This is a genomic window from Paraburkholderia dinghuensis (assembly GCF_003837865.1).
In the GTDB taxonomy this organism is placed as follows: Bacteria; Pseudomonadota; Gammaproteobacteria; order Burkholderiales; family Burkholderiaceae; genus Paraburkholderia; species Paraburkholderia dinghuensis.
The window spans coordinates 17882-32558 of the sequence record NZ_RQIS01000006.1; the positions used below are offsets into that span (position 1 = coordinate 17882).

The 14677-nt window shown below is 62.4% G+C and carries 11 protein-coding genes; 5 read left to right on the top strand and 6 right to left on the bottom strand.

What is annotated here, in order from left to right; all coding sequences use genetic code 11:
- Nucleotides 1–67 precede the first annotated feature (67 nt).
- Nucleotides 68–613, top strand: coding sequence for a c-type cytochrome (locus tag D1Y85_RS09520; protein WP_124151039.1), 546 nt, complete (start codon nucleotides 68–70; stop codon nucleotides 611–613).
- Between the two features lie 59 nt (nucleotides 614–672).
- Complete coding sequence (locus D1Y85_RS09525) at nucleotides 673–1335, top strand: ankyrin repeat domain-containing protein (protein ID WP_124150809.1); 663 nt, start codon at nucleotides 673–675, stop codon at nucleotides 1333–1335.
- Nucleotides 1336–1511: 176 nt separating this feature from the next.
- On the opposite strand, the gene D1Y85_RS09530 is transcribed toward D1Y85_RS09525, so the two are convergent.
- Both D1Y85_RS09530 and D1Y85_RS09535 read right to left on the bottom strand, forming a co-directional pair.
- Complete coding sequence (locus D1Y85_RS09530; protein WP_124150810.1) at nucleotides 1512–2192, bottom strand: cytochrome b/b6 domain-containing protein; 681 nt, start codon at nucleotides 2190–2192, stop codon at nucleotides 1512–1514.
- A 161-nt stretch (nucleotides 2193–2353) separates the two neighbouring features.
- Complete coding sequence (locus D1Y85_RS09535; RefSeq protein ID WP_124150811.1) at nucleotides 2354–2539, bottom strand: hypothetical protein; 186 nt, start codon at nucleotides 2537–2539, stop codon at nucleotides 2354–2356.
- A 152-nt stretch (nucleotides 2540–2691) separates the two neighbouring features.
- On the opposite strand from D1Y85_RS09535, the gene D1Y85_RS09540 reads away from it, so the two are divergent.
- The 3 genes from D1Y85_RS09540 to D1Y85_RS09550 all read left to right on the top strand — a co-directional run bounded on the left by D1Y85_RS09540 (nucleotide 2692) and on the right by D1Y85_RS09550 (nucleotide 5704).
- Complete coding sequence (locus tag D1Y85_RS09540) at nucleotides 2692–3150, top strand: universal stress protein (RefSeq protein ID WP_124150812.1); 459 nt, start codon at nucleotides 2692–2694, stop codon at nucleotides 3148–3150.
- 422 nt (nucleotides 3151–3572) lie between these two features.
- Entirely contained in the window at nucleotides 3573–4469 is an 897-nt protein-coding gene (cynR, locus tag D1Y85_RS09545; protein ID WP_246024844.1) for a transcriptional regulator CynR, read from the top strand.
- A gap of 146 nt (nucleotides 4470–4615) precedes the next feature.
- Nucleotides 4616–5704 (top strand): HPP family protein, encoded by a 1089-nt coding sequence (locus D1Y85_RS09550; RefSeq protein ID WP_124150814.1) that lies wholly within the window; start codon nucleotides 4616–4618, stop codon nucleotides 5702–5704.
- A gap of 39 nt (nucleotides 5705–5743) precedes the next feature.
- Here the strand turns inward: D1Y85_RS09550 and D1Y85_RS09555 are convergent, their stop codons facing one another.
- The 4 genes from D1Y85_RS09555 to D1Y85_RS26985 form a co-directional block, all read right to left on the bottom strand.
- Nucleotides 5744–6385: a DsbA family oxidoreductase gene (locus tag D1Y85_RS09555; protein WP_124150815.1), complete on the bottom strand. Its 642-nt coding sequence runs from the start codon at nucleotides 6383–6385 to the stop codon at nucleotides 5744–5746.
- Nucleotides 6386–6631: 246 nt separating this feature from the next.
- The gene (locus tag D1Y85_RS09560) at nucleotides 6632–11470 is read right to left on the bottom strand and encodes an NAD-glutamate dehydrogenase (RefSeq protein WP_124150816.1); all 4839 of its coding nucleotides are present in this window, start codon (nucleotides 11468–11470) and stop codon (nucleotides 6632–6634) included.
- 1273 nt (nucleotides 11471–12743) lie between these two features.
- Complete coding sequence (locus D1Y85_RS09570) at nucleotides 12744–13640, bottom strand: PilZ domain-containing protein (RefSeq protein WP_221410275.1); 897 nt, start codon at nucleotides 13638–13640, stop codon at nucleotides 12744–12746.
- Nucleotides 13641–14399: 759 nt separating this feature from the next.
- Nucleotides 14400–14546, bottom strand: a complete 147-nt coding sequence (locus tag D1Y85_RS26985) for a hypothetical protein (protein WP_185218941.1) — start codon at nucleotides 14544–14546, stop codon at nucleotides 14400–14402.
- Between the last annotated feature and the right edge of the window lie 131 nt (nucleotides 14547–14677).

Sequence of the window (14677 nt, forward strand, 5' to 3'; positions counted from 1 at the left end):
GGCTCGCCTGTGTCGCCGCGCAGGCGGGCTGTGGTCTTTCGCGCTGCTAGTCCTTCTGTGCGCCGGCATGTGGCCGGCCGGCGCACACGCGGATGCGGCGGCAGGGCAGACTAAAGCACAGTTGGTCTGCGTCACCTGTCACGGACCGTTGGGTAATTCCACGAATCCGGATTATCCGGTCCTCGCAGGACAGTCCGCGCGGTACATCTACCTCGAATTGCGCGATTTCAGGGAGGGGCGCCGCAACGACCCGCGCATGTCGCCGATTGCGTCGACACTCTCGCGCGAAGACATGATGGATGTCGCGGACTATTTCTCCGCCCAGCGGCCTGTGCCTGTACGTGTGCCGTCGAGCGTAAGCCAGGCGAAGATCGATGCGGGCCGTAGCAAGGCGGCTGAGGTGCTCTGCACAATGTGCCATCTCGGCGGCTTTGCCGGGCAGAACGAGATTCCGCGCGTGGCGGGCCAATACGATCAATACATCGTCAAGCAACTGGAGGACTTCCGCGCGCACCGTCGAACCAACGACGCCGGCAACATGACCAGCGTGACGAAAGGGCTGTCCGACGAGGACATCCAGAACCTGGCTGCCTATGTTTCCAGTCTCCAGTAACGACGTGAACAAAACGCCGCGTGCACTGCTTGCGGCCACTTTGACCGGGAGTGAGCGTGATGAAAAGGACTGTAGCGATGTTGGCGGGGGCGATGCTGATGACGGGTGTCGTCGGCGTGGGCTCGCCGATCAGCGCGATCGCGGCCGATGCCGCGTTGAACCAGCAGTTGCTGGCCGCGGCGAGAAGCGGCGATGAGCCGAGCGTGCAGGCGGCGCTTGCAAACGGCGCCGTGGTCGATTCGCGCAACCGGATCGGCGATACGTCGCTGATCATCGCGTGCAAGAACGGCGTGACAGGCATGGCGCGGACGCTGATCGAGCATGGCGCCAACGTCGGTCAGGCCGATGTGGCAGGCGACACGCCGCTGATGGCCGCGGCATACGGCGGGCACGACGACATCGTCGCTCTGCTGCTCGCGCACGGCGCCGATCCGGCAGCGACGGACCGCGTGGGCAAGACCGCGATGGAGTATGCGGCAGGCAAGGGCCATACAGCGGTGGTCCAGCGCCTGCTGGACGCGGGTGTCGGTGTGAATCGCGTCTACAAGAACGACCTGACCGCGTTGATGTGGGCAGCGGGCTACGATCAGGCGGACACGATCAAGCTGCTGCTTGATCGTGGCGCGGATCCTTCGATGCGCGACAACCGCGGGATGACCGCGCACGACATCGCCGCGCAGACGGGCTCGAGTCACGCGGTGATGCTGCTGTCCTCGCACTAAGTTTCTTTTCGCCGCCGGATGCGCCATTCGAGGTGCGTCCGGCGGCGGGCGAGTTCATTTGATTTTCTCCGCGCCTGGCTCGACTACTCCAAAAAATGTCGAGCGAGGCGTGAACGGACGGGCGGACCCGCTCAAGAGGAGCCTTTCGGCTGAAATGCGTGGCTGCAACGCGATGTTTAAAGATACACGGCAAGCAGCACCACAATCGCTACCGCGAACGCCAGCAACAGCGCAGCGAGCCAGAGCGAAGCGCGGGCTGGAGCCGCAATGGTCGACGGCAGCCGTTTGAGGCCGGTGATCATCGGGCGCAACAGGTTGTGCCCCTTCGCGATCGCGTAGGTGGCGATGGCGCACAAGTGCAGTACAACCGCGCCAAGCAGCACGTACCAGCCATAGCTGTGCACTGCCGATATCGCGTTTGCGATGGACGCGGGAACGATTTCGCTCAGCGGGCCTTCGTTGGCGATGTCGTTATTGAGGTAGAGGCCGCTCAGCGTCTCGGCCAGCAGCAGCGCGAGCAACAGGAGGACCATCCAGCCGCCCGCCGGATTGTGCCCGACCTCGACATCCGGCTCGCGCCGAAAGAGATGCCGCAGATGGCGTAGCGCCGCTGCGGGTGACGCAACGAAGCTGCGAAAGCGCGCCGTTTCGCTGCCGACGCAGCCCCACATCAGCCGGAACAACACAAGTGCCAGCAGCGTTTCGCCGAGGCGTACATGCAGGTTCGACCAGTTGAGCCGATCGGTGGCCCAGGCGCCAAAAACCAGCGCGACGGTTAGCCAATGAAAAAGCCTCGTCGGGAAATCCCAGACGCGCACCGGACGCTCGCGGGTTGCAGCGGCTTGATCGGGTTCCATGAATTGGCGAGGGGATGGCGCTGGGTGCCGTCCCTTCTGCAACACGAGTCTAGCGAATCGGCACGGCCGTGTCGCGCACGCTGGTGCGGCGCGTGGGCGGTCAGCCCTTGCGCGCGCGACGTGTCGATCCGACGTCGAGTCCAATGGCCCTAGAAAATGCGTCAGGTCAACATCGGCAGCGTTTCGATCAGTACGAACCCCAGTAGTGCGCCGACGGCTGCTCCCACTAGTCTTGGATGCCACTGCTCGAGATGCATCGCGGTGATGAGCGTGCCGATCAGGATCGCGCCGAGCAACGCGAATGCGACGAGAACATAAGTGATCTCGAATCCACTGTTGATAAGCATACGGCCTCCCTGATCACACGATGATCGCAGCGGCGTCCATGTTTCAACTATATCACGACGTGATATAAAAGCTATAATCGCGACATACGGGTCGGTGACATGCGCTGCCGGCTGCGAGAGCAGCACGCGGCGAGAACAGAGCGGAGGGAGAAATGGCTACGTTCAGCCGTGTTTTGCTGTGCTACGACGCCACGCGGGAAGGGCGCCGTGCGCTGCGCGAAGGGGCGCATCTCGCGCTGGACTGCCAGGCGGAAACGCACTTGCTCGCGGTGCTCGATGCGGCGCCGCAGCAATGGGCGATGGCGGACGTTGCGTTTGCCGTGCCGCTCGATTCGGCGGAAGAGACCGCTCGCGAGATCCTGCGCGAGGGCGTAGAGCGGTTGACCGCGATGGGGCTCGTCGCGGAGGGGCACTTCGTCGTGGGGCGGCCGATCGACGAGATTGCCCGCTATTGCGATACGTTAAAGCCGGATCTCGTGGTGCTCGGCCATCACCGGCGGGGTGTGTTCGCCCGTTGGTGGGAGGGGCGGGATGATCGACTGCTGCTCGATCGCGTGTCGTGCAACGTGTTGGTCGTGACCGCGCCGGAGGAGGAGCCCGCGCCGGCGTAAGCGAAGTCCAACGGGTGCTCCCGGCCTTCGAACCAGCACTGCATCCGGCGCGTGGAGTGTCCGCGCCGCGTAGTGGTGCTGGCGCGGCTGCGCGCGTGTGAGCGCGGGAGTTGCGGTTCTTCGGCGACGAGCCCAGCGAATCGTCCGGCGAGGCCGGATCGTTCAATCGCCGTATCCGTTAGCAGAACACCAATTAAAAAGGTCCCGCAAATCCCGGCGAAAGCCGCGACCATGCACATGATAAACGCTTCAAACATACGTTTCCCCGCTTGTAGAATGGTGGCACGCAGGAAAGGGCGAGCATGCCTGCCGCGTCTTCGCCCGGCATCGATACGATTCCATTGTGTGCATCCCGATTGCGGGTGTCCAAGACGATATTGCAATCGTCGTGATAAGGGAGCCTTATGGAGGAACGGAGCTTGATGCTGCGTCCGCTTCGATACGTGCTAACCGTCGCAGATCTGAAGAATTTCACGCGTGCCGCCGAGGTGCTGCATGTTTCGCAGCCCGCGTTATCGCAGCAGATCAGGCAGCTCGAGGGTGAACTGGGCGGGCAGTTGTTCGACCGCAGCGGCCGCACGGTAAGTCTCACCGATTTCGGCCGCGCGTACGTCGATCACGCAAAGCAGGCGCTCGCGCATCTCGACGCGGGTCGCCGCGCACTGCACGACGTGCGCGACCTGACTCGCGGTCTCTTGCGCCTCGCCTATACGCCGACCTTCGCCGAATATCTGATCGATCCCGCATTGCGCCGGTTTCGCGCGGCGCATCCGGCTGTCGCAATCGAACTCGCGGCGAAATCGCAAGAAGAAATCGAGAGCGCGCTCGCACGCGACGAACTCGATCTCGGCATCGGTTTTACCGATGTGCGCTCGGATGAGATTCATGCGACGCCGCTATTTCAGGAGCGCATCGCGTTGCTGGTGTCGAAGGGACATGTGCTCGCGAGCCGGCGTGGACCCATTCCGGCTGCCGACCTCGGCGCAATCCCCATGACGCTGCTCAGCCCGGATTTCGTCGTGCGCCAGTTCGCCGATGCATGGTTCCGCGCGCATCAGATCCGGCCGCCGGTCATGGTGCAGGCGAACACGTTGGGCACCGTGCTCAAGCTCGTGAAGCAAGGCGAGCTGGCGTCGATCCTGCCTTCCGCCGTGATGCAGGAGCACGAAGGGCTCGTTAGCCTGGCCGTGTCACCGGGGCTGCCGGAACGGACCGTGGCGCTGCTTGCCCGACGCAACGCCTATACGACGCTGGCCGCGTCGGCATTTACGTCCGTGCTGCTTGGCCTCATCTCGGACGAAGGATTCACGCAACGTTGAGCGGCCGCGCGTGACGCGCCACCGGATTTAAAGATGTATAGGCGATACATTATGGACAAGCAGACAAATATCAATTGTTGATATTTGTCGCATCTCGCTAAGCTGGCAGCACCTCACGAATCGCACGACTTCGTGCTGCCACGTCCATGTCACCGTCCCCGATCGTTGCCTGGCTCACGAATTTCGCACCGCATCCTGGTGCGCCGCTCTGGCGCGAACGGGTCCGTCGTTGCACCGGTTCGACCCTCGGGATTGCCTTCGCGGCACTGGCTACGCGCTTCGTGTTCGGCCCGGCAGGCGACATTCCGATGCTCATCGCGCCGATGGGTGCGTCGGCGGTGCTGCTGTTCGGGGCATTCGAGAGCCCCCTTGCGCAACCCTGGTCGATACTCGGCGGAAACTGCGTTTCGGCGTTGATCGGCGTGGCCTGCGCGCGGTGGATTGCCGACCCCGGGACGGCTGCGTCTTTGGCGGTCGCGCTAGCGATCGCCGCCATGTACGCGTGCCGTTGCGTTCATCCTCCTTCAGGCGCGGTCGCGCTGACTGCCGTGCTCGGCGGCCCGGGCGTTCATGCGCTGGGTTGGCGATTCGTGATCGAGCCGGTGATGTTTCAGTCATTCGCATTGCTAAGTGTAGCGATTTCGTATCACGCGTTGACGGGCCACCGTTACCCGCGTGCCGTTGCGCATGCCGCGCCGCAGTCGGCGGCAGGTTCGGCGCAGACCGGCGAGTCGCGATTCGAAGTCGCGGCTGCCGGCTTCGCGAATGCATTCGATGCAATGACTTGCGAGGATGTGATGAGCACGGACGTGCCGGCCGTGCCGTCGACGATGCATCGAAAGGCCGCGCGCGAACTGCTCCACCGCGAGGGCGTGGCGGCATTGCATGTGGTCGATGCGATGGACCGGTTCGTCGGCATGGTGACGCACGGTGATCTCGCCGATGCCCCCGCATCGTTTTTCGCCCGGCTCGCCCGCAGGTTGCGGGCTGTCGTGAAGCGCGAATCCGCGCGAGTCGAAGAAACGGTCGAGGCGGTGATGAAGGCGAGCGTTCATGCCGTCCATCAGGCGACGCCGCTCGCGGGCCTCGTGCACGTCTTCACCGATCACGCCATCTCGTCAGTCCCGGTGCTCGACGACGGCCAGCGGCTGGTGGGCGTCGTCAAGCACTCGGACATGATTCGCTGGCTGCATCGCCAGGCGAACGAGGTGCGGATCGACGCGCGCGCCGCGTAAATCAAATGCCCGGCGCGCGCACAGGAGCGTCCTTCGACATCACGCCTGCGCGAGAATCTGCCGGATTGCGTCTTCGAAGGCTTCCACCGGTTGCCCGCCGGTCACCAGAAAGCGCTCGTTGAAAATGATCGACGGCACTGAGTTGATGCCCATTGCCTGAAATTCCTGCACCTGCGCGCGAACCTCGTCGCCATAGGCTCCGCTGTCGAGCACCTTGCGCGCCTCTTCACCGTCGAGTCCGACCGACTGCGCCGCTTCCACCAGTACGCTGCGATCGCTCGGGTCCTTGCCCTCCGAGTGGTAGGCCCGCAACAACGCCAGCTTCAGCGACAACTGCTTGTCCGCGAGGCCGGCCCAGTGCAGCAAACGGTGCGCATCGAACGTGTTGTAGACGCGGGTGCGCGGCCCAAAGTCGAAGCCCACTTCCGCGCCACGCTCGTGGATCATCGACTGGGTCTCGGCAAGCTGCTCGGGCGTGCGCCCGTATTTCCTGCGGACATAATCGACCACAGCCTCGCCGCCCGGCCCCATCTGCGGATTCAGCTCGAACGGATGAATCACGATCTGCGCATCGACGGAATCGCCGAGACGCTGCAGCGCGAGTTGAAGCGACGAAAGGCCGATCGCACACCACGGGCATGCGATATCGGAAACAAAATCGATCTTGAGTGACTGCGTCATTGCGCTCCCCATTAATATTCCGTTGCGCGCCCTGCACGACGGGCTGCAATCCAGGCGCACAGATTAACGTGAAACGCGAGAATCTGCAGGGGGCGCCCCGGCGACGCACGGTACCGCCGGGACGCGCGCCTCGCCGCATGACACCTCGCATTACGCCGCGCGAAGCGGCACGGCGCGTGCCCGGTCGACGGGTATGCGCGCCGGTCGCGGCTTTGCAGACGATCGGGAAATCGTTCCTGCGCCGAGCTACGCCCGCTCCAGTGCCGCCATCTCTCTCACGACCACGAGCAGCACCGCCAGACTCGCCCCGCCCGTGGCTCGCAGATCGCCGAGCAGCTGCGTGTAGCGGGTGAGCGAAGCCTCGCGCCGGACGCACCACGCGCTGACGATCGCATCGGGCTCGGACGATTCCGGCGATTGCGCTAGTGCGCTCGTCGTCAGCGCGCGCTTGAGCCGTGCCACCTCGGCCATTGCAGACGCGCGTGCCATCGTGTCCCAATGCGTGGGCGTGGGAAGCGTTGCCGCACGTTCGCTGATCCAGCCGTAGTTGAGTTGCGTGCCGAGCGCGAAGTACACCGCGGCCACGAGTTCCAGTTTCTGGTTGCACGCCGCCGAGACCTCCGCGATATCGAGCAATGCCGCGGAAATGTCGCCGCTCGCCGCGCGCGCGGCCAGCCCGCTTTCGACGCCGGCTTCCACCAGTTCGCGCTGGCGCGCCGACAACGCGTCGAGATCGTCGGCAGGGAGCAGTTGCGGGAGCTGCGGCGCAAGTCGTTGCGCCGCGTCGCGGCAACGCGCGAGCAGTTCGCCCACGCCGCCGTCCGCCACCGCCCCGGATTGCAGGTGTCGTAGGAACCACAGCGCCGCGCGTTCGAGGAGTCGCGCGACGTCGATGAACATGCGCGCCTGCACGTCGTCGGCGACGCGGTTATCGAGCGCATCGATGTCTCGCCAGACATCGTCGAGGTCGAACACATCGCGCCCGAGGATGCAGGCGCGCACGATATCGCCCGGCGTTGCGTCGGTTTCGTCCATCAGACGATGCACGAACGCGCAGCCGACGCGATTCACGAGCGCGTTGGTCAGATGGGTTGCCAGAATCTCGCGGCGCAGTGGATGACGGCGCATCGGCTCGCTAAAGCGCTGCTGCAACGGCTTCGGGAAGTAATCGACCAGCATCGACGCGACAAGCGGATCTTCGGGCATGTTCGAGTCGAGCAGGGCATCGTATAACCACATCTTGCTGTAGGCGAGAAGAACGGCACGTTCCGGCGACGTGAGGCCGAGCTTCGCGGCCTGGCGCTCTGCGATCTCTTCTTCGGTGGGCAGGAATTCGATCGCGCGGTTCAGCCGGCCGGCGCGTTCCAGCGAGCGCATCAGTCGCGCTTCGGCGTCGAGCATCTGCGCTGCGTAACGGCCCGCGATCGACAGCGCCTGGGTCTGGTAGTAGTTGTCGCGCAGCACGAGCAGGCCGACTTCGTCGGTCATTTCGGCAAGCAGTGCGTTGCGCTGCTTTTCGGTCATTTCGCCGTCCGCGACTACCAACCCGAGGAGGATCTTTATATTCACTTCGTGATCCGAACAATCAACGCCGGCTGAATTGTCGATGGCGTCCGTGTTGATGCGGCCGCCATGCAGTGCGAATTCGATGCGCCCGAACTGCGTAACACCCAGGTTTCCTCCTTCACCCACGACCTTGCAGCGCAGGTCCGCGCCGTTCACGCGCACGGCGTCGTTGGCGCGGTCGCCCACCTGCGCGTTGGTTTCATGCGCCGCCTTCACATAGGTGCCGATGCCGCCGTTGTAGAGCAGATCGACCGGCGCCAGCAGGATGACCCGAATCAGTTCGCTCGGTGTCAGCGCAGGAACGTCGATGCCGAGCACGGTCTGGACTTCACGCGAAAGCTGAATCGTTTTCACGGTGCGCGAAAAGACGCCACCGCCTGCCGATATTCTGGTGGGATCGTAGTCGGCCCAGCTGGAACGCTCCAGCGCGAAGAGGCGTTGGCGCTCGGCGAAGCTCGACGCCGGATCGGGGTTCGGGTCGAGGAAAATATGCCGGTGATCGAACGCCGCAACAAGCCGGATATGCGGCGAGAGCAGCATGCCGTTGCCGAAGACGTCGCCCGACATGTCGCCGACGCCTGCCACCGTGAAATCGGTTGTCTGTGTATCGATGCCCATTTCGCGGAAGTGCCGCTTCACCGACTCCCAGGCGCCGCGCGCGGTGATGGCCATCTTCTTGTGGTCGTAGCCGACCGAGCCGCCGGAGGCGAACGCGTCGTCGAGCCAGAAGCCGTATTCCTGCGAGATCGCGTTCGCGTAGTCGGAGAAAGTGGCCGTGCCCTTGTCGGCCGCGACGACGAGATACGGATCGTCGGTATCGCGGCGCACGACGTCGGGCGGCGGTACGACAGCGTTGTTGACGAGGTTGTCGGTGAGATCGAGCAGGCCGCGCAGGAAGGTCTGATAGCACGCGATGCCCTCGCGCATCCAGGCCTCGCGGTCGGAGGGCGGTGGCGGGTTCTTCACGACGAAGCCGCCTTTCGAGCCGACCGGCACGATGACCACGTTCTTCACCATCTGTGCCTTCATCAGGCCGAGCACTTCCGTGCGGAAGTCTTCGCGGCGGTCGGACCAGCGCAGGCCGCCGCGCGCGACGCGTCCGCCGCGCAAATGCACACCCTCCACGCGCGGCGAGTACACCCAGATTTCGAACATCGGCTTCGGTTCGGGAAGGCCCGGCACCTTCGCCGGATCGAACTTGAACGACAGCGAGGATTTCGGCTGTCCGTTCGCGTCGCGAAGAAAATAGTTCGTGCGCACCGTCGCGTTGATGACACCGAGAAACTGCCGGAGAATGCGGTCCTCGTCGAGATTGGGCACCTGGTCCAGCGCGCTTTCGATCGCCGTCAACTGAAGCTCGGCTTGCGCGTCGCGCGTCTTGCCCGCATGCGGATCGAAGCGCGTGAGAAACAGTTCGACGAGCTGCCGTGCGATTGCCGGATTGCCGGTGAGCGCGCGTTCGATATACGCGTCGCTGAACATCGAGCCCACCTGCCGTAGATATTTCGCATACGCCCTCAGGATGGTGACTTCACGCGCACTGAGCTGCGCGCGCAGGACCAGGCGGTTGAAATTGTCGTTTTCGATTCCAGCGTTCCAGACCTGATCGAATGCGTCTTCGAACAGACCTTTTACACGTTCGATGTCGAATTCGGTGTCGTCGGCCACCTCGAGGCCGAAATCGTGTATCCACGCTGGCGCGCGCTCAGGCACCGGAATCAGATAGGGTCGTTCTTCTTCGACGCGCACACCGAGATGTTCGAGCATCGGCAGACTTCGCGAGAGCGCGATCGGTTCCGCCGAGTGGTAGACCTTGAAGCGGAATTCGCGCGGGCCCGCTTCGATGGGGCGGTAGAGATTCATCGCGAGGCGCGGCGTGCCCTGTACGCCTTCGATCAATTCAATGTCGCGTACTGCGGTGCGTGCGGGATAGTCGTCGCGATACCCGGCGGGAAACGAGTCGCCGTAGCGGTGCAGCAGACGGTTGCCCTGTTCTTCGCCGTACGCGTCGAGTAGTGCATCGGCGAGATCGTCTTGCCAGCGGCGCGTCACCTGCACGAGCCGTGCTTCGAGTTCGCGCGTATCGACGTCGGGCATGGTGCCGGGTTCGGCGTGCACGACGAAATGAATACGCGCGATCGTCGACTCTGACAAAAGCGGCGTGAACTCGATGGACACGCCATTGAAGGCCTGCATGAGCAGGCGCGAGACGCGGTGGCGCAGATCGGTGTTGTACTTGTCCCGCGAGACGAACACGAGGCACGACACAAACCGGTCGAAGCGGTCGCGTCGCACGAAAAGCCGCGTGCGCTGATGTTCCTGCAGACGCAGCACGCCGAGTGCGACGTCGTAGAGCTGGTCTTCATCCGCGTCGAACAGTTCGTCGCGCGGCCAGGTTTCGAGCACCGTCACGAGCGATTTGCCGTGGTGCCCCTTCGGCAGAAAGCCCGCGCGGTGCACGATGTTCGCGCATTTGCGCCGCACGATCGGGATCTCCGCGCTCGACACCGTATAGGCGGTCGACGTGTAGAGCCCGAGAAAACGCCGTTCGCCCGTGACTTTGCCATCGGGCCCAACGACCTTGACACCCACGTAGTCCAGATAGCCGGGACGGTGAACCGTTGCGCGCGAATTGGCCTTCGTCAGGAAGATCGGCCACGCACCGGAGACGATGTCGGCGGCGGCAGGTGACAACGGCGTGACATCGGGCGCACCGGGCGGGCGCAGCGCGGCCCGCAGGATGCCAAGGCCCGATTCCTGCATGCCTCGCAGGCCGTAGCCATTATCGAGCGAGACGAGCGCGTAGTCTCGCTGCCCGAGAAAAGTGAAATGATCGGCGACCATCCATTCCAGAAAAGCCCGCGCCTCAATGTCCTCCGCGGTCTTCTCTCGGGACTTCATGATCTTGATCGTCTCGCGCGCGACGTCGAGGATCTTCGGCCAGTCCTCGACCGATGCGCGTACGTCAACCAGGACGCGCGCGATCTCGTCGCGCAGCGCATCGAGTTTTGCGTCGCCGCATCGATCGACTTCGAAGTGCATGAACGAGGCGAGTTGCGACTGGCCATCGTCGGCGCTCGCACTACCCACGCTCGCGCGGCTGATGCCACCGTCCTTGCTGCGCCATATGCGGAAGACGGGGTGCAGGACCGAATGGAGCGCGAGGCCGAGGCGGTTCACGGCTATCGTCACGGAGTCGACGAGAAACGGCATGTCGTCGTTGACGATCTCGACGACCGTGTGGTCCGAATGCCAGCCGTGCTGTTCCAGGATCGGGTTGTAGACGCGCAGCCGCTCGCTGCCCGGCACGAAGCGCTGCGCGGTCTGCCAGTGTCCCATGGCGGCGCCGTAGAGGTCCGCGATGCTGCGGCTCTTGAGATCGTCGGTGTCGGCGAAATCGTAGTAATGCTGGAGAAAGGGTTCGACTATCTGGAAGGCGGGTTCCGGCAATCGTCCACGCGCGAATTCGACGACATCAGAGAGCAGGTGCGCGACGACTTCTTCGTTCTTCGCGTGCATGGCGTCCTCCTCGACGGGTGACCATCAATGCATCGTCAGTGGTTCATTATGCGCCGGATGTGTAAACGGACTGTGTCTGGTGCTCGCAGGCGTGCCCGGGGTTGGGTGGGGTTGATTCAGACGTGTTGCCGGTGCGAAAAACGGCTTCCGCATCGCCTGGATGGGCACGGCGTCTTCGCTTTTAAAAGCGATCGGGACGATGCTGAGCGACACACACTTTGTTGATATTCCCGTGAAGCCTTGCAAAAAACGTCGTTCCGAATCTGGAACCCTTTGGCCGGGATTTCCGCCGGATTCACGAATGGATCCGCGGCAAATATGTATGCGAACGCGTGACGCCGACTACCGCTCGCCAAAGCGTATTGGCGTACCGCTGCCATTAAGGTTATTGCTTATTGCGATGCAGCAAAATACTGCATACACTTCCCAGGTTCGCGGGGTGTCTCGCATGTTCCTGAAAAGGGGAGGGGAAATGACGGCTCGACTTTCAACGCAGCACCCTTCTCCGACGCTTCATGTCTTCGAACAGGAAGGCGGATGGCATTGGGGTATCACAATACCCAGAGCGGCCGGAAGCGGCTTTAAAGTCATTGCGTACAGTGAAACCACTTTCGGTGGCGAAACTGAGGCTCGACGCGACGGTAGTCGCGCACTCGATGATCTTCCGAATGATGCCGCTCTCGCGTTTGTTCGCTAACACACGAACGGTCGCGCGATCTCACTGATACGATCCCGGTTCGGTCGCCACATCTGTGATGGGCGGGTTTGCGTACTGCCCCGTTGCTTTGTGCGTCATACAGCCCAAAGAGGCAGAACGATGAATTCGCGAGCCGGAATGGAAGCGCGCAGCAAGCGGTATGCCATTTATCGCCTGGGTCTGGCAATGAAGCGGCTGCTGAGTGCCGACGGCGAGGCCGAGCGAATCATGGCCACTCGCTGGGTTAAAGCCTGGAGCAGGGCGATCGGTGAGCGGTGGTTTGCGGGCGGGCCATATGGGAGCGACGTGACTCGACGTATGCCGCCGCCTGCAGTTCGGAGTAACAGCGTGTCCATGGGGCCAACCAGTCCAGCGGAACCCGGTCAGCCTCTTCAATAAAATTCGCGATCCTGATCAAATTGCGCGGGCGCCGAATATTGCAGCGCCGCGCTGCATTTCGTTTTCGTGCCGGCAATTGTCACCGACACCGCGGCTCACACATCGGCAGATCGAGACGAAATCCCCAGCGCATCGCGTTGATGGGGGCCGGGTATCGCAGAGCATTCCACGCGCGGTCTAGAAGTGCGCCATCTGTTCCAGGACGAAATCCTTAAGATTGCGCCGTACCTCATCGGCTGTCCGGACGAACTCCAGGCCATAGTGGACGCGGCTCGATTCCGTTCGCCGATTCCGGACGGTTGCGTACACCGTAACCGGGCGCATTCGCTCGTCAACACGAAGGTTCATTGCGAGCGACACATACTGCCCAAGGGCAAGAAAGTTTTGCGGGGCTTTGATACCAGCACCTGTCACGCTGATATTGACCACCGTTACGTCGGCGACGGGGCTTTCGTATTCGCCGGATTGCAGCTTCGCCGGAACCGACGTTGCGACGCGCCAGTGTCTGCGCACTGGAGCCTGAGCGATACCTTTCGGATATTCGAGGAACCAGCAGTCAAACGGAGCCGAGCTGTCGGGCAGTAGTTGAGTCTGGAACCGGAACAGGCGAGTGCCAGCAAACATCGTGGCGTCGTAGACCGTGTCGGGGACGAGGTTCGCGGGGCTGCCGTCAGCGGTGCGGCCGACGAGAATCGCTTTCTCCGGAATAACGCCGAGCAGATTCACGCCAAGCCTTTCTGTCGAATTTTCGAGCGACAGCTGAAAGAACTCCACGCGTTGTGCAAGATTGGGCAGCGCCGCGTGTGTAGTCCACTCGACGGCGTCGGACTCGGCGGAAGTCACCCTGGATGCCGATCGACAAAAAAGCAGCGTCGATTCGTGATTCGCCGACTCATTTTCGTTGTCCGGCTCGGCACTATCGCGGTACCCGGAGCGAAGCGCCTGATCGAGGAGCGATTGGGATGCGATGAGTTGACCGCTTTTCAAAAGCAGCTTGCCTTGGACGGAGTAGATCGAGAAACCAGCCGGGTTGCCCACGGCGATGTCGCCAGGTCGAATCCTTGTTAAATTCATTTCTGTGTTTCCCCGCAGTCCTGGGTTTGCAGTACGCGAATACCTCCAACGGTACTTATTATTTAGAATTTGCTGGGTAGCATATATCGTCAGGTAATCATCGAGTGATGGAGATTCATGTTTTTTGATATAAGCCAGCAATCATTGGCCCTGCGCGAAAATGTTGTTTGGCCGATATTTGGCGTCAAGTGTGGAACGTGGAAGGGTTGACGGTTTCGCTGGGGCATGTTGTCGCATTGCGACTGGAGGGGTAGGGATTCTCCGGATGCCTGTTTTGCGTCAGGATTTGAAAGGCTGGTGGCCCGGCATTCACTGAGCCGCCCATGAGTCGCGTTAGTTTCGCCGTGGTTCCGTTTCGGGCATTAAGTATTCACGAGAAATTCGTTTGAAAATCGGAGCCATATCCGCGTGGCAGTTCAGTGAGTACGGCGGGCTTGCTGATGCACGACCGCGGCCTCAAGCCCCTCCCATTGCGGACCAGTTGGGCGTGAACGGTTAAGGTGTCTACAACGGGTCGTACGCCTGGCGCGAGCGCGGCATATGCGGCTTGATGGGTGCTCAGAACGGCGGACGGTATGCGTTGCTGAGTGAGGCACAAATCGCTGTGGCCTGGAGATTGCGCGCGCTGAGCCGCTGACATTGGGCCGCATCGCCCAGGGCCTTGAAGTCGCGCTCAACTAACCTCTGCCCTGGTAGATCGAAACGCTGGGTGATGCACGCAAGCGCAACGGCTTTTCTTTCAAGCAAACCGTTTCTCGCTCAAAAAAGCGCGGCGAAGAGGCATTTGCCAGGACACCAGCCACCCTCGGCAAGCTCCAGCAGGCTGAGCGTGAACATGAACGAGATCCTCTGGCGACGCCTGATATAGAGATGGCGGCGTGCAATCACCTGGGGGCGCGACACCATCGACGCCGCACTCGCTGAGTTGCCACGCGGATATGGCTCCGATTTTCAAACGAATTTCTTGCGAATATTTATGAAACGTCTGGCGAGGTTCGTTCAAGTGGCCAGAATGGCTTTGTCACGTTAAACCGGAC

What these genes read in the sequence shown, in the direction of transcription:
- D1Y85_RS09550 (WP_124150814.1), top strand. Translation starts at nt 4,616, where the DNA reads ATGTCACCGTCCCCGATCGTTGCCTGGCTCACGAATTTCGCACCGCAT.
- D1Y85_RS09570 (WP_221410275.1), bottom strand. Translation starts at nt 13,640, where the DNA reads ATGAATTTAACAAGGATTCGACCTGGCGACATCGCCGTGGGCAACCCG.
- D1Y85_RS09555 (WP_124150815.1), bottom strand. Translation starts at nt 6,385, where the DNA reads ATGACGCAGTCACTCAAGATCGATTTTGTTTCCGATATCGCATGCCCG.
- D1Y85_RS09535 (WP_124150811.1), bottom strand. Translation starts at nt 2,539, where the DNA reads ATGCTTATCAACAGTGGATTCGAGATCACTTATGTTCTCGTCGCATTC.
- D1Y85_RS09530 (WP_124150810.1), bottom strand. Translation starts at nt 2,192, where the DNA reads ATGGAACCCGATCAAGCCGCTGCAACCCGCGAGCGTCCGGTGCGCGTC.
- D1Y85_RS09560 (WP_124150816.1), bottom strand. Translation starts at nt 11,470, where the DNA reads ATGCACGCGAAGAACGAAGAAGTCGTCGCGCACCTGCTCTCTGATGTC.
- D1Y85_RS09520 (WP_124151039.1), top strand. Translation starts at nt 68, where the DNA reads ATGTGGCCGGCCGGCGCACACGCGGATGCGGCGGCAGGGCAGACTAAA.
- cynR (WP_246024844.1), top strand. Translation starts at nt 3,573, where the DNA reads ATGCTGCGTCCGCTTCGATACGTGCTAACCGTCGCAGATCTGAAGAAT.
- D1Y85_RS09525 (WP_124150809.1), top strand. Translation starts at nt 673, where the DNA reads ATGAAAAGGACTGTAGCGATGTTGGCGGGGGCGATGCTGATGACGGGT.
- D1Y85_RS09540 (WP_124150812.1), top strand. Translation starts at nt 2,692, where the DNA reads ATGGCTACGTTCAGCCGTGTTTTGCTGTGCTACGACGCCACGCGGGAA.
- D1Y85_RS26985 (WP_185218941.1), bottom strand. Translation starts at nt 14,546, where the DNA reads ATGGTGTCGCGCCCCCAGGTGATTGCACGCCGCCATCTCTATATCAGG.